Origin of the sequence: Anaerorudis cellulosivorans, assembly GCF_025943985.1 — a bacterium.
Classification (GTDB): domain Bacteria; phylum Bacteroidota; class Bacteroidia; order Bacteroidales; family Dysgonomonadaceae; genus Anaerorudis; species Anaerorudis cellulosivorans.
The window spans coordinates 19,003-37,702 of record NZ_JAPCWE010000023.1; the positions used below are offsets into that span (position 1 = coordinate 19,003).

The following is an 18,700-nucleotide window of genomic DNA, read 5'->3' on the forward strand; positions in this document are numbered from 1 at the left end:
CATTTTTTTAATTGATAACGCTGTAAACATGAAAAAGTATTTCCTGATTTCTTTATTCGTAGGATTGGGAATAGGGGTTTTGAATGCTCAAGATCAAAAAAACCGCTATGTTGAAATTACCGATCCCAATTTGATTGCACTGAACAAAGAACCCGCACGATCCGGTTTCTTCTCGTTCACCAATGTAAATGACGCTCTTAATGCGCCATATTCTTCAAAAGGAAGTGAATCTCTTCTTTTGAACGGTAAATGGAAATTTCATTACACGGATAACTTCAACGAACGTCCGATGGATGGATTTTATGAAGAAAATTTTAACGACAAAAGTTGGAATGACATCGATGTTCCCGGCAATTGGGAAATTCAGGGATTTGGCGTACCTATTTATGTAAATACGGGTTATGAATTTGTATCACCCGGGTATCCTCCCTATTGGGATAGGCCCAACCCACCACTGGTTCCAAAAGAGTTTAATCCTACGGGAACGTATCGAAAAGAATTCGAAATTCCACAATCGTGGATCGGAAAAGATATCATTCTCAGTTCAGACGGTACAAAAGGGGCTGCTTACTTCTATCTTAACGGCAAATTTTTGGGTATGACCAAAGATAGCAAAACGCCGGCCCGATTTAATATTTCCTATTTGGCAAAAGCCGGAAAAAACGTGTTGGCCATCCAGATACATCGATTTTCTGATGCAACTTATTTGGAATGTCAGGATTTTTGGCGCTTATCGGGTTTAGAACGGGATGTCTACCTCTATGCACGCCCCAAAACGCATATCGCCGATTTTTTTGCACACACTCCATTGGATGAAAACTATAAAAACGGAAAATTTGCATTAGAAGTAACTATTGCAAACACCGATAATGCTACCGAAAATTTCAGCGTTTCGTATGAATTGAAAGATAAAGACGGAAAAGTTGTGAGCAAAGGATCGCAATCTGGCAACACAAAGGAAAATACCTTAATAACTTTTGCGAACGATATCCCAAATGTCAAACAGTGGTCGGCAGAAGAGCCCAATTTATATACGCTGGCCATCGAACTTAAAAACGGCAATAACAAGACCCTCGAGGCCACGGCTGTAAAAATTGGCTTTAGAACGGCCGAAATTAAAAACAAACAGTTTTTAATTAATGGGAAACCGGTTCTGATTAAAGGAGTAAATACCCACGAGCACAACGAATATACAGGGCACTATGTTAACGAAGAACTCATAAGGAAAGATTTTGAACTTTTCCGTAAGTATAATGTAAACACAGTGCGTACTTCTCATTATCCTCAACCCGAATTGTTTTACAAACTGGCCGACGAATACGGCATTTACGTAATTGATGAAGCCAATATAGAAAGTCACGGCATGGGTTATGATCTTCGTAAGGGAGGAACACTGGGGAATAATCTTTTGTTTCTTGAAAGTCACTTGAACCGAACCCGAAACATGGTGGAACGTGACAAGAATCATCCTTGCGTAATCACATGGTCGTTAGGGAACGAAGCTGGAAATGGTTACAATTTTTACGAAACGTATCGTTGGATAAAAAAACGCGATAATTCGCGACCGGTACAATATGAACGTGCCGGAATGGAATGGAATACGGATATTTATTGTCCGATGTACAGTACTCCTGCCGATATCGAAAGATATGCACAAAGTCCCCGATCCGATCGTCCGCTTATCCTTTGCGAATATGCTCATGCAATGGGTAACAGTTTGGGTAATTTTATCGAATATTGGGATATTATCCGAAAATATCCGTTACTACAAGGTGGCTGCATTTGGGACTGGGTTGATCAAGGAATTGCCCAAAAAGATAAAGAGGGCAACAAATTCTGGGCTTACGGTGGCGATTTCGGACCTAAAGGGACTCCATCATCAGGCAATTTCTGTATCAATGGGGTTATCTTTCCTGATAGAACAACCAAACCCCAAACCGAAGAAATGCGTAAAGTGTATCAAAATGTTTGGTTTAAAAATTTCGACCCTAAAAAAGGTACTGTAGAAATATATAACGAGAATTTTTTCATTGATTTAAGCCCGTACGATTTCTTCTATACCGTTAAATCGGAAGGTAAAAAACTGACCGAAGGAAAGATCACAATAAATGTGAAGCCTCAAGAAACCGAAAAAGTAAGTATCCCGAATTTTGCATCTTTTGCCAATTCGAAAAAGCAGTTGAGCATCGTTTTCGAAATGAAACAGCGACAAGATACTCGACTTATTCCTGCCGGATGGGTTGTTGCTCGTGAACAATTTACCGTAAACGATTTTCCCAAATTGCAACTTGCATCTCATCTTAAAGCGGCTACCGTAAAAGATGACGAGACAACATTAATTGTAAGCGGAAGCAACTTTAAAGCAATTTTCGACAAAGTAAGCGGAGTGCTTACTTCATATAAAGTGAATGAAACAGAGTATGTAAATGATGGTTTCGGACTACGTCCGTTCTTCTGGCGGGCACCAACCGATAATGACTATGGGGCTCAGCTTCCAAGAAAATTGAATGAATGGGAAAAAGCCAGCTATCAAGAACTGAAAGCAGAAGATTTCAAGGTGAGTCAAGGAGATGAAACAACCATCAGTTATCGCTATACGTATCCTCAAACCAATGCAGTTAATACCGTAACATATACGATATATAATAACGGCATCATTCGAGTAGATAACCATTTTGATGCATCTCGCTGCGAACTCCCCTTCATTCCGAGAATTGGAATGAGAATGCAGTTACCCAATCATATCGTAAATGCAGAATATTATGGCCGAGGACAATGGGAGAACTATGATGATCGGAAAACTTCAACATTCGTGGATCGATATTCATGCCCGATCAAAGAAATGGTCACCAAATATATCCGCCCCCAAGAAAATGGACATTATGTTGATGTTAACTGGCTGGCTTTAACACAAACGTCAGGTAAAGGATTGCTGTTTGTTGCGGATGATACATTTGAATTCAATGCTTCAAACTATTTACTGGAAACCATTTCAGATGGTGAATCGCTGAATCTTGATGCACCTGTTGGAACTGCTCCTCGTCCCAAACATATTAACGATTATAAACCCTCTCGCTTAGTCGACCTATTTATTGATTACCGCATGCAGGGATTGGGTGGCAATAATAGTTGGGGTGCTTTGCCACTGGATCAATATATGATTAAACCCTCCTCTACCCCGGTTGACTATGGGTTTACTATCATTCCTATTAAAAACAAAAAAGAAATCGACGGCTATTTCAAATAAACAGGCTCTTTATGGAATTCAATAAAAACGGATGCAATCTTTACCGATGCATCCGTTTTTTTATTAAGGAATCGAGAGCTACGATTTTTTTAATAATACCTCATCAATAGCTTTTTTTAACACGTCTTTAGGCAGTGCTCCTTGTGCCATTTGAGGTGATTCGTTTAACGGGCAGAATAATAAAGTAGGAATACTGCGAATACCGAAATCTGCTGCCAATTCCTGTTCGGCTTCCGTATCCACTTTATAAATATAAATCTGCCCATCATATTCTTGAGCAAGCTCTTCCAAAATAGGCGCGATCATTTTACAGGGACCACACCAATCAGCATAAAAATCAATAATACAAGGCTTATCGCCCAGATATACCCATTTATCGGGATTTTGTTCGTAGTTTGCAACTTTTTTCAAAAATTCAGCTTTTGTTAAATAAATTGGTTTTGCCATAGAAATGTTTGTTTTTTGTAAATTAATTTCCTGTTTTTGCTTATCTACCTTTCCGGCAGAAGTATTTTCTTTGTTTTCCTTATGATTACTGCAAGATGAAAGCAACAATCCTAAAGTGATGAGTGTGAAAAGAGTTTTAATATTCATTTCGTTTTGTTATTTATATCTTAGTTCGTTGATTATGTATATTGTTTCATCACACACGATGCCAATTGCAAAACACGTTTATCTTTAATAGAATAGAAACAATTTTTTCCACTCTTTCGACAGCTAAGAATGCCTTTGGCACGCATATCGGTAAGGTGATGAGAAAGAAGTGATTGAGAGCAATTCATCTCTGTCATTAACTCAGAAACCGATTTTTCCTCATATTCAGACAACTGTAAAATGACACACAAGCGGATCTCATTTGCCAATGCCTTTAATAGATAAGCTGCCTCCTCGAATCGTTTTTTCTCTTTTTCACCCATTCTTCTCTTCTTAAAATTATATTTATATATGAACATGTATTCATGTAAAATGTTGCAAAGATATACCATTTTTTTAATCAACAAATAAAAAAACGGTTATTTATAATAATTTAAGATAGTACGTGAGTTTGGCTTCGATAATGCGATGAGCAGAACGTGAATAATAATCTTCGCGTCGGTTACTTAGAATATCGCCCAAACCAAAATAATATCTCCCCTCAAAATCAAAATCGCCAATACCGGTTTTCAACGCAAATCCAATACCGGCAATGATTCCGTAATCAAATTTATGAGAAGCATTTTCATATCTTTCTTCGGGAACAGCATAGGCATGCTGCTCGGTTGATTGTTGCTCGGTGTATTCGGCCAAAGCATCGCTCATTGAAGAAGATTCGCTTAAAAGATAGCCTATTTGAGGACCAATATTGAAAATAAACCGACTTTTGTTTCCGAAATAAACATGTGTCATAAAGGGAACCTCAAGATAATTAAGAGTGCGAGAGTAACTATATTCGGGATTATTTTTGTAATCTTCTGTCCATCCACACTGTACGAAGTTCATTTCAAGTATCAATCCCAAATTTTTCTCTGAAATATATTTTGCCGAAACCCCTCCTTGAAAACCTTTATGGGTATTTTGACTTACTTTGGGAACAAAATCAACAGTCGAAAAAATCATACCTCCTCCGGGGCCTACATATAATTCCGGTTTGAATTTGGTTTTTTGTGCAAATAGCAGAAAAACAGATAAAACACACCATATAACCAATAAAAAACGCTTCATCGACTTTTATCGAATTTTATAACTTTATAATCGGGACTATAATAAACCAAATATAATCCTGTGTTAATGAACCCTCCCCAATTGTTTACTCGTTCGAAATTGAATGCAAACTGAACGGTTTTTACTCGAAGATGATGAATATTTTGTTCAAAATTCAAACCATAGCGATAAAGTGCAGACAAGAAAAAAAGACCTGTGTCATAGCCCAGCATTGCGTAACGAGGATAAATATTCATTACATCTCTTCTATACCATTTTCTGAAATTGGCAATGAACTCCTTTGTCTCGACATCACTATCATCCACAAAAAAAGAAGAATAAATATAGGTACCAAACTTATGATAATCGTTTTTAAAGTTCGAATCATACGTCTGCCACTCCGGATAACCAAACAAACGGAGGGTATAATCGGTATTATTTTGTTGAATCATTTTTAATGCTTCCAACGTTTGTCGTAATGAAGAAGCATCAGCCGAAGTAGGTACAATCACATTTTCCTTGTTCGCAACCAAAAGTGGAAGTAATGTTTCTTCCAACAAATTATCAATCGTAATAATTCGATAATAAATATTGTTTTGTTTCAGATCGGTTTGCAAGGTATTAATAAAATCATCTTTATCCGACTTTCCATCCACTTTCAAAAAAACAACATTAGAATTCTTGAATATTTGACTAAAAATACGCGATGTTTTGGAATAAATATAAGACTGAGGCGAATTTACCTGAAAAATATTGCTATTACTCAATACTTCGGTATTTTTCGACGAAAAAGGAACTACATATTTTATATTATTAGACGCTGAAAAATCGGATAATAGTTTAATTTGCTTGTCGGAAACGCCTCCAATAATCAAATTTAACGACTTCATTTCCATAGTTTCAAGTAAACTTTTCAGCTTTTTAATATCATCCCCTTTTCCAATTTCAAAAACATACAATTCGATATTTGCACCTTGATCTTTCAGCTTATCCACAGCCAAAAGTAATCCTTCATAATATTCCTGCAAACGAAGATGCATTTTATCGGTTTCATCCAGAAATGGCATCAACAATCCCACTTTAATCACATCGACTTTCACCGGATGCTTATTTGGACGAAGCAATAAGTTGGTTTTTATTTCTTCAGCCAATCGATTTCCTTTACCTGACCGACCTGCAACCACAGGGATCAACAACTCCATATCAGCTTTCAGACTGTCGGAAAGCAACGAATTGACACGCTGAATTTCTTCAACAGAAACGCCATATTGACGAGCAATACTATAAAGCGTGTCGCCTTTTTTCACTTTATGTACTAGGTGCTTAATTTGACGATCAGAAGAAACAACAGTTTCATTCGATCCAGGGAAAGGTATGCGAATGGTTTTGCCAATCTGAAACGTTTCTTCCGACAAACCGGGGTTGGCAGCTATAATGTCTTCCGGTTTAATCGAGTACAAACGAGCCAAGGAATATAATGTTTCTTTAGGCATAATCGTATGATAACGGTAATGCTCATCTTTCCCTGTAGCCACCGGCTGAGGAATAATAAGCTCTTGCCCAACCTTGATCATCTCTCGCGCTGTAGGATTATAACGGTAAATTTCTTCAACAGTTGTATGATACATTTGAGCAAGGGAATATACGGTTTCACCCGGCAGAACAATATGTTTGAAAGTGTTGGATTTATTGGGAGTCGTTACAGGAGACTGATTTGATGGTGGAATTTGGAATGCGGAAGTTTGAGAAGCATCATTAATAGGAATATATAAAACCTGTCCACTCTTCAGTCCATTTTCGATCGTCGGATTAAATTTCAATATCTCATCTGCATTAACGGAAAATGTCCGAGAAATGAAATATAAACCCTCGCCGGCTTTTACGTGATAAATATAAAACATTTTGCCGTTCATCGTAATTTTCTCGTAGGGAAGTTCCTGCGCGTGAACAGCACAAAAAACAAAGAAAAAAATTATTACGGTTATTTTACCCAAAGAAATTTGACGCATCTATCGTTGTTTTTTATTTCGCTTTTTAATTTATTGCAAAAATAGGAATAAAAGTGAGCCCATCAGATTAATCAATCAATTATCAGTCTGATTTTAAATTATTAGCACATAAATCCATGAATTTTAATGTTTCTTGTCTTTTCCCGAAACCTTCCATCTCTCTTTATCGCGATATTGTCGATATTCAAGAAGAAAAACTTCCAGTTCCCCTTTTTCGTTATATTTTTGAATGATTTTCTGCGCTTTTTTAAACGATTTCTCAGCTTCATCTAACTTCAACTCATGCATTTGCCGAATTGATTCATTGGTGAGTTTCGCTGCTTTTCGAGCATCTTTACTCATAGAGTTACATGATATGCATGCACAAAAAATGCACACAAAAAGTCCATATGCAAGAGGAGATATTCGAATGTTCATCCTGATTCTTCTTAATTGAATTTGTTTAAAAGGGAAGATCTTCCTTATCCTCATCTATCAAATCGGCGGTATTGGAAGCCGATGGGGCGGTTTCCTTAACTGGGGCCATTCTTCTCTTGTTCATTTTTGAAGGAAATTCGCGATAAGTCGTTTTCTCGACAGGATCGCGGAAGAGTGCATATTCACTGTCAAAATTCATTCTCGCAATGCCGGTTGGGCCATTTCGATGTTTGGCTAAAATGATTTCTGCAACGCCAATAAGCGAATTCCCATTTTCATCTTCCGTGATTTTATAATACTCCGGACGATGAATAAAACAAACAATGTCGGCATCCTGTTCAATAGCTCCCGATTCACGAAGATCAGCCAATTGCGGACGTTTACCTTCATTACCCTGCCGACTTTCAAGACTCCGATTCAATTGAGATAACGCAATTACCGGAATATTCAACTCTTTGGCAAAACTTTTTAACGAACGCGAAATAGTACTCACTTCTTGCTCACGGCTTCCGAATGTCATGCCACTGGCATTCATTAACTGAAGGTAATCGATAATGATCACTTTAACCCCGTGTTCCCGCACCAAACGCCGCGCTTTAGTTCGCAACTCAAATATCGATAAACTAGGTGTATCATCAATAAAAATAGGGGCATTATATAATTGTTTTATATTTTTGTCCAGTAACATCCATTCCTCTTCTGTAAGGCGGCCGCTTTTTATGTTTTCTCCTCTAATCTGACACACATTTACAATTAATCTGTTTACCAATTGTACATTGGACATTTCTAAGGAGAAAATTCCTACAGGATATTCATAATCTAATGCCATATTTTTAGCCATGGATAAAACAAATGCTGTTTTACCCATTGCTGGACGCGCAGCGATAATAATAAGATCGGAATTCTGCCAACCCGACGTCATCTTATCCAATTCTTTGAAACCGGTACGTAGTCCACTGAGTCCATCCTTACGATTTGCAGCAACCTGAAGATTGTCTAAAGCTTCCTTAATGATAGGATTAATCTGAATGACGTCCTTCTTCATATTACGCTGCGATATTTCAAACAAACGGCCTTCGGTTTCCTGCATCAGATCATCCACATCTACAGTTTCATCAAAAGCTTGTTGAGCAATTTCAGAAGAGAAAGAAATGAGTTGCCGTGCCAGATATTTTTGCGCAATAATGCGTGCATGATACTCGATATGTGCTGAAGACGCCACTTTTTCGGTCAATTCTGCTATATACGCGGCTCCTCCCACCGATTCTAACTCACCCTGTTTTTTCAGTTCTTCAACAACAGTAAGAACATCAATGGGTTTCTGTTGAATAGCTAAATTCTGAACAGCTCCAAAAATCATCTGATGAGAAGGATCATAAAAGCTCTCAGGCTTAAGAATGTCGCTAATCACAAAATAAGCATCTTTTTCGAGCATCAGTGCGCCTAAAACCGCCTCTTCAAGTTCTTTTGCTTGAGGCGGAAGTTTGCCGATATCCAAAACCGGAACAGGTTTTTCTACTACTTTGACTTTTTGCTGACGTTTCTGCTTTTCCATTTTTACTGATTTTTTTCCTGCTAATTCAACTCAATCAATGCCGAACTTATTTACAAAGATGCAAAAAAATTCGTGTAAAAAATAATGACAACTTTAAAATTTTCCTCTATTTTCATTATGTCTGAAATAATCAGAGTATCAAAAAAGTTTTCTCAGCTTGAGAAAGTGAATCAAGTTTTCCAACATCAATTAATTGCAAGTTTCGTGGAACATATCCATACAACTTCTCTCTATTGCAAATAGAAAGATAAAAATCGACAATAGAAAATTTCTCGGGAAAATTGTTCATGTAATTAAAAACATCAGGATGTAAAATATGTATCCCCGAAAAAGCTAAAGGGGTGCATTGTGTGGGATCAAAATCGGTAAAAGGGGATCGTCTTTCTCCTGTTTTGGTATTTATCCAACCTTTAAGCAAATTATTTTCATCGAATAGCAAATAACGGGATGTCTTACGGTGACTGACTACTAAACTCGCCAAATAAGCATGTTTCTTGTGATACTCACACAATTCGCAAAGATCAATATTCGAAAGAATATCAACATTATGAATGAGAAAAGGTTTCCCATCGTCGAAAAAACATGCAGCTTTTTTAATGGCACCACCCGTATCAAGAAGGTTATCGCGTTCGTCGGAAAATTCGATTCGAATGCCGAAACAATTTTTTGATTGAACAAAATCGATAATCTGTTGCCCAAAATGATGGATATTGATGATAATTTCTTCAAAACCTGCAACTTTCAATTTCTCTATCATATACTCGAGTAGAGGCTTGTCCTTTATTGGAATCAATGCTTTCGGCATTGTATCGGTCAACGGTCTCAATCGGGTACCTAAACCTGCAGCAAGAATCATCGCTTTCATGATATAAGGAAATTAAGACATTATAAAAATCAATTACGGTTTTTAAATTCTTGCTCTAAATTCTGTTCTCGATGAATTAGCACAACTTTTACCCCAAATTTTCTGAAAATATGTTCCGCAACGTGTTGTGCTGCATAAACCGAACGATGCTGACCTCCTGTGCATCCAAAAGCAATCATCAGATTAGTAAAATGCCGATCCAGATATCGTTTAACATGGTTATCGACCAATGGATAAATAGTATCGAGGAATTCAACTATTTCTCCGTCTTCTTCCAAAAATTGAATCACCGGCTCATCTAAGCCTGTGAAATTGTTATATCGTTCAAATTTACCCGGATTATTAATAGCTCTGCAATCGAAAACATATCCGCCTCCATTACCCGAAGGATCGTTTGGAATCCCTTTCTTATAAGCAAAACTTACCACTCGTACTTCTAATTCGCGTTTTTTAACATCGGTGAACTGTTTGAGCTCGGTCATCTCATTTAACACCTTAGAAAGGTAAGGATATTCATCGAACCCGTCTTTCAACAACTCATGTAAATTATTCAACGCAAAAGGGATGCTTTGTATAAAATGTGGTTTCTTTTCAAAATACCCCCGAAATCCATAAGCGCCCAATACCTGTAGCGTGCGGAATAGAACAAATTGACGCAATCGATCCAAAAACTTTGATTCATCAACATCCATGTATTTATTCAATGAATCGAGATAAGTCAAAATCAATTCATCACGCAACTCGGATGGAAAATTGGCCTTTGCTTGCCAAAGAAACGATGCCACATCGTAATACACAGGACCTTTTCTTCCACCTTGAAAATCGATAAAATAAGGATTCCCGTCCACCAGCATCACATTTCGCGACTGAAAATCTCGATACATGAATGTATTACTTTTGTCTTCCAACAGCGTATCGGTAAACTTATCGAAATCGTTCTCCAATAAATCTTCTTGAAAATCCATTCCGGTAGTTTTCAAAAAACTGTATTTAAAATAATTTAAATCCCAATTTACCGAACGACGATTCAATTCAGGAAGAGGATAACACACATCAAAATTAAGGCCTTGTGCACCTTTCACTTGAAAATCGGCCAGTAGTGCAATAGTTTTATGCAGCAGCTCTTTTTCTTCATGACTGAAAACGCCTGTAGCGCGACCTGCTTTTATCGCATCAAACAAAATCTCGTCTCCAAGATCTTCCTGAAGATAAAACATTTCATCATTTGAAACTGCAACAACTTCGGGAACATTAAGATGCTGTCTGTAAAAATGTTTGTCCAACTCAATAAAAGCCCGATTTTCTTCTCGCGATTCTCCGGCAACACCTATAAGTGAAAAATCGTCTTTTTTCAAACGAAAATATCTTCGGTTAGAACCTGACGAAGGTATAGGTTCAATATCAGGATTCGATTTTCCCGTATAATTTTTAAATAAGGAAAAAAGCTGTTGCATAAAAAATAATTAAATTTAGTTTCCCAATTGCTCCAACCATGTCTTTACCACTGCATCGCTCGGCATACGCCAATCGCCTCGAGGCGACAAATTAACAGAACCAACTTTAGGTCCATCCGGCATACAAGAACGTTTAAATTGCTGAGAAAAAAAACGTTTATAAAACACCTTTAACCATTTCACAATTTCTTCTATGGAATATTTATCTCCAAACGCTTGAGACGCAAGAAAAACAATTCGTCCGGGTTCATCCCCATAACGAAACATTCGGTAAAGGAAAAAATCATGTAATTCGTACGGACCTATTACTTCTTCTGTCTTTTGAGCAATTTTGCCTTCTTCATCAGCCGGCAATAATTCCGGACTGAAAGGAGTTGCTACAATATCGTACAGAACCTCTCTAACAGACTCTTCCATCTGGGTTTCTGCTATCCAACGGACAAGCGATTTTACTAATGTTTTTGGAACGCCGGAATTTACACTGTACATCGACATTTGATCACCATTGTAGGTAGTCCAACCTAACGCGAGCTCCGATAAATTACCTGTCCCGACCACCAATCCGTCAACCTTATTGGCATAATCCATAAGGATCTGCATGCGTTCACGGGCCTGAGCATTCTCGAAAGTAACACTATGATCATTTATATCGAATTCGATATCTTCAAAATGCTGTTTTACCGAATTTACAATGGAAATTTCATTCAGTGTTGCTCCAATGGACTGTATAAGCATCACTGCATTTTTATACGTTCTTTCTGTCGTGCCAAAGCCGGACATGGTAATACCGTATATATTCTTTCGAGGAATTTCAAGAATCTCAAATGTTTTTGCTACCACCAGAAGGGCAAGTGTGGAATCCAATCCTCCCGAAACGCCAATAACCACTTTATTGAGACCGGTATGTTGCAGCCTCTTTATCAATCCATGTACCTGAATAGTAAATACCTCGCTTAAATTTTCATTTTCGAAAGATTGAGTTGGTAAAAACGGATAAGGATTGATTTTTCGGTAGATAAACGGAACGGAAATCGGTTCGATTGCACAAACAATCTCATTGAAAGATTTTTCTTTGGGAGGAAGATAATTGGAACTTTTTACCCGCTCATTACGCAAGGCATTAATATCGATATCTGCAATAATTATTTCATTTTCGAGAGAAAATCGTTTGCCTTCTGCAAGCATAACGGCATTTTCAGCAATAAAACAAGCTCCTGAAAAAACCAAATCGGTGGTAGATTCTCCGTTACCGGCTGACGAATACACATAAGCCGACAAACAACGTCCCGATTGTTGCAAAACCAGTGATTTGCGATAATTGTTCTTCCCAACCAATTCGTTGCTTGCAGAAAGATTAAAAATAATATCGGCTCCCTGCATAGCAAGATGTGAAGAAGGAGGTATGGGCATCCAGAGGTCTTCACAAATTTCGATACCGAAATTTCCAAAAGGTGTTTGAAAAATCATCCCTTCCGTCGCAATAGGTATGTTCTCTCTATTAATTTTCACAATAAAATCGGTCAGCGTTTCCCCACTTGCAAACCATCTTTTTTCGTAAAACTCATTGCTATTCGGAATAAATATTTTGGGAACAATGCCTAAAATACCCTCAGCTGAAATCACAGCGGCTACATTGTAGAGGCTATTTTTCACTTGCAACGGCAATCCGACAATCGCAATGATAGAAGGCTTATCCTGCATAAAACCGGCAAGATCTATTAATGAAGAAACAGCTTTTTTTTGCAAAGACTTCTGAAAAAAAAGATCGGCACAAGTATATGAGGTGATACAAAGCTCAGGAAAACAGAGAATTTGCACATGCTCCTCGATTGCTTTGTTGATTATTGATTTAATCTCTGCCACATTATAGTCGCAATCTGCCACCTTAACTTTCGGAGAGGCAGCGGCAACTCGTATGAATCCAAATCGATTAATGTCCATAGGAAATGATTTGCAAGGTTATTATCGCAAAGATAAGAAATTGTTGCAGTACAACACAAGATAATTAAAACATCATTCAATTCTGATTTATTTTATATTACATTTACCTCATTATAAATCGATTGAGTGATGAAAAAAATGTCTGGAAGTTTTTCTTTGAGCATAATCATAGAATCTAGTATAAGATCAGCGCCGGCTTTTTTCAATACAGAATTGGGCAAAGGACCGGTATTAACAGCAATCACAAAGATACCTGCTTTATGAGCAGCTTCTGTGCCGAGAGGAGCATTTTCTATTACAATGGCTTGATTGGGTTGTAAATTGCCGGCTTTCTTTAATCCAATCAAAAAAGGTTCGGGATGAGGTTTGCCAAACTTTACATCGAAAGCCGTAACCATTGTATCGGGAGTGAAAACACCCGGATAATCTTCATCCAGTTTTTCTAACAGTGACGGTTGTCCCGAACCGGTTACTAAAAAGGGGAGCAATCCCTTTGATTTAACCATCTCCAATACTTCTCGAGCTCCCGTGATGGTCTTTCCTGAATTGTATTGTGAGAAAAGTTCGGTTTTACGACTATATATTTTTTTTATTTCTTCGTCTGTAGCATTACGACCGAATTCTCTCTGAAAAATAATATTTATAGTTGATTTTCCTGTTCGCCCTTCGTGCAAAAAAAATTCTTCAGGTTTTGTTGTTTTAAATCCAAATTCCTCCATAGTTTGCTGCCAAGAACGAGCATGGGCAGGCATAGAATCGTACAATACGCCATCCATATCAAAAAGAACGGCATGAAGATCAAAATTCGGATAATGAGGAGTTTGAAGATATTTTTTAAATGGTTCTATCATTTACAATATGAATTAAATACAAATAAATAAACGCTACAGGAGAAAAAGATTTTTTCTCCTGTTAAAAAAATTCCACACAATTATAAAAACGCATACGATGCGTTTCGAATACTTTATCCTTTATAGAGATCAGACAGTTTTTGTTTTATTGCTCTTGTTTCTTCCTCATAGCCCGGTTTTTCGAGCAAAGCAAACATATTCCGTTTGTATGCTTCAACTCCTGGTTGGTTGAACGGATTGACACCTAATAGATAACCACTTATGCCACAGGCTTTTTCGAAAAAATAAATAAGTTGTCCTAACGATTCTTCATCCAATTTTGGAATTTCGATAAGAATATTTGGCACGCCCCCATCAACATGAGCTATACGTGTGCCGAGTTCTGCCATTTTATTCACTTCATCCACACGTTTTCCTTCCAGATAATTAAGCCCATCGAGATTTTGGTTGTCATGAGGAATCACTACTTTATAATTAGGTTCTTTAATGGAAATAACCGTTTCAAAGATAGTGCGTTCACCTTCTTGTATCCATTGTCCCATGGAATGAAGATCAGTCGTGAAATCAACAGCCGCCGGGAAAATTCCCTTATTATCTTTTCCCTCACTTTCTCCGAAAAGTTGTTTCCACCACTCGGCAAAATAATGAAGCTTAGGATGATAGTTTACCAAAATCTCTATCTTTTTCCCTTTTTTATACAATTCATTTCGAATGACGGCATAAATAGCTGACAAATTATATTCAAATGCCACATTCGCACCTGTGTTCTTTTCCATCGTTGCTGCACCATGTACCAATTTACGAATATCGAAACCGGCTACGGCAATAGGCAATAAACCAACGGGTGTAAGAACGGAATAACGTCCACCAATATCATCGGGAATTACAAACGTTTTATATTTTTCTATGGTTGCCAATGTCCGAAGTGCACCCTTTTCTGCATCAGTAATAGCAATAATACGATTGCGAGCCTCCGATTTTCCAACTTTTTCTTCGAGTAAATCCTTCAAAAGTCGAAAAGCAACTGCTGGTTCAGTTGTTGTTCCCGATTTGGAAATGTTGATAATTCCAAAATCTTTATCTTCAAGATATTTAATCAATTCGTAAAGATAATCTTCACTCAAACTGTTACCAGCATAAACAATTACAGGCCTTTCTCTTTTTGTTTGTAACCAATCGAACGAATTATTCAACGCATCGATTATGGCTCTGGCCCCCAAATAACTTCCACCTATACCTACCACAACCACTACTTTGCAAGCTGATCGCAAAGATACAGCGGCATCCTCTATTTCTTTGAATTGATCCTCTGTTATAGTAGATGGTAATTTTACCCATCCAAGAAAATCACTTCCTTCACGACTACCGTCGTACAATGCTTGATTACATGCGGTTGCAGTTGGCCCTTGTCTCAGAATATCTTCTTCGGGCAACCAGTTATACACATGTTGAATATTCATTTTTATACTGCTCATAAGCCATTTATTTTAAAAAAATTCGATCAGTTTTTCTATTTCCGCTTTTGGTGAAGTCTTTTCATACAAAATACGATAAACTGTATTTACGATAGGGATCTGAATTTTAAAACGTTGATTCATCTCCACAATACATTTTGCTCCATAATATCCTTCAGCGATCATTTCCATTTCCAATTGTGCCGTTTTCACCGAATATCCCTTCCCGATCATGGTACCCAAGGTGCGATTACGACTAAATTGCGAATAGCCGGTGGCTAACATATCACCTAAATAATGTTGTTCGCAAATATTCCGATCTAAGGGAACGACTTCTTTCAAAAAACGTTCCATTTCATTCGCACAATTTGCCATCAAGACAGCCTGAAAATTGTCACCATATAGTAACCCCTGGCAAACTCCTGCTGCAATGGCATAAATATTTTTCAAAACTGAAGCCAATTCGATTCCTGTTACATCTTCTGAAACAGAAGTATGCAAAAAACGCGATTTTATGGCTTCCGCTAAAACTCTCGCTTTTTGCATATCCTTACAAGCTGAGGTAAGAAAAGATAATCTTTCAAGAGCAATTTCTTCGGCATGACATGGACCCGACAGCACTCCTATATTTTCCAAAGGAACTTTATAATTATAGGCAAAATATTCACTAACTACCATATTTTCATTCGGAATAATACCTTTTATGGCTGAAACAATATATTTTCCCCTAAAAGTACTGTTCCAAATTTTTTTAAAATATTGTTTCACAAAAGGAGAAGGGATAGCCAATATTATTGTATCCGAATCCTTTATGGCTCTTTCAAGATTAGAATAAAAAGTGATTTGAGCTAAATTAAACTTTACATTAGTAAGATAATCGGGATTATGCCCTAATTTATAAAAATTTTCTATCTGTTCCGTGCGTCGAATATACCAATTAATATGCTTTTGATTCATCAATACAATTTTCGCCAGAGCAGTGCCCCAAGTACCACCACCAACAATACAAACGTTTCCTACTGAATCCATGATAGTTTTAAGTTTAAGGTGTCAAATCTAAGATAATTTTTCCGCATTGACCACCCATGTTTTAACCTCTTCAAGGGCAGGATTGTTTAATTCAAGCTTGAATTTTTTGTTAAACTCGCAGAGTTCTTGATATAATTTGTTGGGATTAACATTTTTCAAGCTTTTAACTTCATTATATCCTACTTTTTGTAAAACCGAAACCCATTCTTCCGGAATACCGATTGCCATATATTTATCCGGTGTGTCTTTTTTAAGGGGTTTTTCCGGGCGCATCTGTGGAAACAACAACACTTCCTGAATAGCTGTTTGACCGGTAAGTAACATGGTCAACCGATCCATTCCTATGCCCATTCCTGCGGTTGGTGGCATACCATATTCTAATGCTCTAAGAAAATCCTGATCGATAAACATTGCTTCATCATCACCTTTTTCGGAAAGACGAAGTTGCTCTTCAAAACGTTCACGCTGATCGATAGGATCATTTAATTCTGAATAAGCATTCGCTAATTCTTTCCCATTGACAATTAATTCAAATCGTTCAGTAAGCTCAGGATTGTTGCGATGACGTTTGCATAATGGCGACATTTCTATAGGATAATCGATTATGAAAGTTGGTTGTATAAAATGAGGTTCACTCTTTTCACCGAAAATTTTATCGATAAGCTTGCCTTTACCCATTGTTTCATCTTGCTCGATACCCAGTTGTTCACAAACTTTTCGAAGTTGTTCTTCACTCATTCCGGTAATATCGATTCCTGTATATTCTTTAATAGCATCAATCATTGTAATGCGTTTATAAGGAGCCTTAAAATCGATTACATTTTCTCCAACTTTTACTTTCGTTGTGCCTAACACCTGCATGGTAACGTATTCCAACATTTGCTCAACAAACTCCATCATCCATTTATAATCCTTGTACGCAACATAAATTTCCAGAACCGTAAATTCAGGATTATGAGTGCGATCCATTCCTTCATTCCTGAAATCACGTGAAAATTCATAAACGCCATCAAATCCCCCAACAATAAGACGTTTCAAATACAATTCATTAGCAATACGTAAATAAAGGTCGATATCGAGCGCATTATGATGGGTAATAAAGGGACGTGCTGAAGCTCCCCCCGGTATGCTTTGCAAAACAGGCGTATCAACTTCAAGATAACCATGCTGATTGAAAAAATCGCGCATGGCATTAAAGATTTTTGTTCGCTTTATAAATATATCTTTAACGTCTTCGTTAACTATCAAATCTACATAACGTTGACGATAACGCTGTTCAGGATCATTAAATTTATCATACACAACCCCATCTTTCATTTTTACTATTGGCAATGGCCGGAGAGATTTTGCTAGAACTTTTAATGATTGAGCATGAACGGATATTTCACCGGTTTGTGTGCGGAAAACATACCCTGTAACACCAATGAAATCGCCTATATCGAGCAATTTTCTAAAAACAACATTATATAAATCTTTATTTTCACCCGAACAGATATCATCACGCGTCACATAAACTTGTATTCTCCCTTTTGCATCTTGTAATTCAACAAAAGAAGCTTTACCCATAATACGACGACTCATAAGGCGTCCCGCAATGCTTACCTGTCGTTTTTCTTCATCATCTTTAAATTCATTTTTTATATCGATTGAATAAGCATTTACTTCGTATAATTCGGCAGGATACGGTTCTATTCCCAATTTTCTTAACTCGTCGAGACTTTGTCTGCGGATGATTTCCTGCTCACTAAGATCAAAATTATGCATACTTCTAATATCTATTATCGCTTACTATTGCTAAAATTCATGCAAAAGTACAAAATATATTGCATTCTACCTGTATGTTAAGTTTTTTTGGTACATCGAAAATATTTATTTCGAAAGTCATCAACCGATGTAAAGCGGGTCGTCATCTTCACCCCCCCCCTTGCGATGACAGGTCCGATCCGAACCGCCGGGCGGGGCGGGATTGTCGGGGCAGGGGTAAAAAACGGAAAAGCCTTCGACGGAAAGATATACTTCCGCGAAGGCTTCTGCGTAGTGCAAGACGGCGGCTGCCTGCTCTCCCGCATGTTTGTGCAGTACCATCGGTGCTGTCGGGCTTAACTTCTCTGTTCGGAATGGGAAGAGGTGGATCCCCGATGCCTCGGCCGCCTTAATCTCTTTTTAAATAACACGACGGACAAAAAAGAAAAGATACA

14 protein-coding genes and 1 rRNA gene are annotated in these 18,700 nt (G+C 37.6%); 1 reads left to right on the forward strand and 14 read right to left on the reverse strand.

Features of this window, described 5'->3' with window-relative positions; genetic code table 11:
• The first annotated feature begins 28 nt into the window (after positions 1-28).
• Positions 29-3,247: a glycoside hydrolase family 2 TIM barrel-domain containing protein gene (locus OLM34_RS10900; protein WP_264407274.1), complete on the forward strand. Its 3,219-nt coding sequence runs from the start codon at positions 29-31 to the stop codon at positions 3,245-3,247.
• Between the two features lie 78 nt (positions 3,248-3,325).
• Here OLM34_RS10900 and trxA read toward each other — a convergent pair whose 3' ends face one another.
• From trxA to rrf, 14 genes are all read right to left on the reverse strand, one after another.
• Entirely contained in the window at positions 3,326-3,841 is a 516-nt protein-coding gene (trxA, locus tag OLM34_RS10905; protein WP_264407275.1) for a thioredoxin, read from the reverse strand.
• A 32-nt stretch (positions 3,842-3,873) separates the two neighbouring features.
• Complete coding sequence (locus OLM34_RS10910; protein WP_264407276.1) at positions 3,874-4,164, reverse strand: ArsR/SmtB family transcription factor; 291 nt, start codon at positions 4,162-4,164, stop codon at positions 3,874-3,876.
• 100 nt (positions 4,165-4,264) lie between these two features.
• Positions 4,265-4,948 (reverse strand): porin family protein, encoded by a 684-nt coding sequence (locus OLM34_RS10915; protein WP_264407277.1) that lies wholly within the window; start codon positions 4,946-4,948, stop codon positions 4,265-4,267.
• Positions 4,945-6,936 carry a PBP1 and LysM peptidoglycan-binding domain-containing protein gene (locus OLM34_RS10920; RefSeq protein WP_264407278.1) on the reverse strand — a complete coding sequence of 664 codons (1,992 nt, stop codon included), beginning with the start codon at positions 6,934-6,936 and terminating at the stop codon, positions 4,945-4,947. The genes OLM34_RS10915 and OLM34_RS10920 overlap by 4 nt, the downstream gene beginning before the upstream one ends.
• A 123-nt stretch (positions 6,937-7,059) precedes the next feature.
• Complete coding sequence (locus OLM34_RS10925; RefSeq protein ID WP_264407279.1) at positions 7,060-7,278, reverse strand: translin family protein; 219 nt, start codon at positions 7,276-7,278, stop codon at positions 7,060-7,062.
• Positions 7,279-7,378: 100 nt separating this feature from the next.
• Positions 7,379-8,908, reverse strand: coding sequence for a replicative DNA helicase (dnaB, locus tag OLM34_RS10930; protein ID WP_264407281.1), 1,530 nt, complete (start codon positions 8,906-8,908; stop codon positions 7,379-7,381).
• A gap of 130 nt (positions 8,909-9,038) precedes the next feature.
• On the reverse strand, positions 9,039-9,773 hold the full coding sequence (locus tag OLM34_RS10935) for a nucleotidyltransferase family protein (protein ID WP_264407283.1): 735 nt from the start codon (positions 9,771-9,773) through the stop codon (positions 9,039-9,041).
• Positions 9,774-9,802: 29 nt separating this feature from the next.
• On the reverse strand, positions 9,803-11,227 hold the full coding sequence (locus OLM34_RS10940) for a RapZ C-terminal domain-containing protein (RefSeq protein ID WP_264407284.1): 1,425 nt from the start codon (positions 11,225-11,227) through the stop codon (positions 9,803-9,805).
• A gap of 15 nt (positions 11,228-11,242) precedes the next feature.
• Positions 11,243-13,168 (reverse strand): NAD(+) synthase, encoded by a 1,926-nt coding sequence (locus OLM34_RS10945; protein WP_264407286.1) that lies wholly within the window; start codon positions 13,166-13,168, stop codon positions 11,243-11,245.
• 92 nt (positions 13,169-13,260) lie between these two features.
• Complete coding sequence (locus OLM34_RS10950; protein ID WP_264407287.1) at positions 13,261-14,019, reverse strand: HAD family hydrolase; 759 nt, start codon at positions 14,017-14,019, stop codon at positions 13,261-13,263.
• A gap of 113 nt (positions 14,020-14,132) precedes the next feature.
• Positions 14,133-15,494 (reverse strand): glucose-6-phosphate isomerase, encoded by a 1,362-nt coding sequence (locus OLM34_RS10955; RefSeq protein ID WP_264407288.1) that lies wholly within the window; start codon positions 15,492-15,494, stop codon positions 14,133-14,135.
• 12 nt (positions 15,495-15,506) lie between these two features.
• Positions 15,507-16,502, reverse strand: a complete 996-nt coding sequence (locus OLM34_RS10960; protein ID WP_264407289.1) for an NAD(P)H-dependent glycerol-3-phosphate dehydrogenase — start codon at positions 16,500-16,502, stop codon at positions 15,507-15,509.
• A gap of 27 nt (positions 16,503-16,529) precedes the next feature.
• Entirely contained in the window at positions 16,530-18,266 is a 1,737-nt protein-coding gene (lysS, locus tag OLM34_RS10965; RefSeq protein ID WP_264407291.1) for a lysine--tRNA ligase, read from the reverse strand.
• Positions 18,267-18,544: 278 nt separating this feature from the next.
• Positions 18,545-18,657, reverse strand: a 5S ribosomal RNA gene (gene rrf / locus OLM34_RS10970).
• Between the last annotated feature and the right edge of the window lie 43 nt (positions 18,658-18,700).

What these genes read in the sequence shown, in the direction of transcription:
- OLM34_RS10935 (WP_264407283.1), bottom strand. Translation starts at nt 9,773, where the DNA reads ATGAAAGCGATGATTCTTGCTGCAGGTTTAGGTACCCGATTGAGACCG.
- OLM34_RS10940 (WP_264407284.1), bottom strand. Translation starts at nt 11,227, where the DNA reads ATGCAACAGCTTTTTTCCTTATTTAAAAATTATACGGGAAAATCGAAT.
- OLM34_RS10960 (WP_264407289.1), bottom strand. Translation starts at nt 16,502, where the DNA reads ATGGATTCAGTAGGAAACGTTTGTATTGTTGGTGGTGGTACTTGGGGC.
- OLM34_RS10950 (WP_264407287.1), bottom strand. Translation starts at nt 14,019, where the DNA reads ATGATAGAACCATTTAAAAAATATCTTCAAACTCCTCATTATCCGAAT.
- OLM34_RS10910 (WP_264407276.1), bottom strand. Translation starts at nt 4,164, where the DNA reads ATGGGTGAAAAAGAGAAAAAACGATTCGAGGAGGCAGCTTATCTATTA.
- OLM34_RS10915 (WP_264407277.1), bottom strand. Translation starts at nt 4,948, where the DNA reads ATGAAGCGTTTTTTATTGGTTATATGGTGTGTTTTATCTGTTTTTCTG.
- OLM34_RS10925 (WP_264407279.1), bottom strand. Translation starts at nt 7,278, where the DNA reads ATGAGTAAAGATGCTCGAAAAGCAGCGAAACTCACCAATGAATCAATT.
- OLM34_RS10920 (WP_264407278.1), bottom strand. Translation starts at nt 6,936, where the DNA reads ATGCGTCAAATTTCTTTGGGTAAAATAACCGTAATAATTTTTTTCTTT.
- lysS (WP_264407291.1), bottom strand. Translation starts at nt 18,266, where the DNA reads ATGCATAATTTTGATCTTAGTGAGCAGGAAATCATCCGCAGACAAAGT.
- dnaB (WP_264407281.1), bottom strand. Translation starts at nt 8,908, where the DNA reads ATGGAAAAGCAGAAACGTCAGCAAAAAGTCAAAGTAGTAGAAAAACCT.
- OLM34_RS10945 (WP_264407286.1), bottom strand. Translation starts at nt 13,168, where the DNA reads ATGGACATTAATCGATTTGGATTCATACGAGTTGCCGCTGCCTCTCCG.
- trxA (WP_264407275.1), bottom strand. Translation starts at nt 3,841, where the DNA reads ATGAATATTAAAACTCTTTTCACACTCATCACTTTAGGATTGTTGCTT.
- OLM34_RS10900 (WP_264407274.1), top strand. Translation starts at nt 29, where the DNA reads ATGAAAAAGTATTTCCTGATTTCTTTATTCGTAGGATTGGGAATAGGG.
- OLM34_RS10955 (WP_264407288.1), bottom strand. Translation starts at nt 15,494, where the DNA reads ATGAGCAGTATAAAAATGAATATTCAACATGTGTATAACTGGTTGCCC.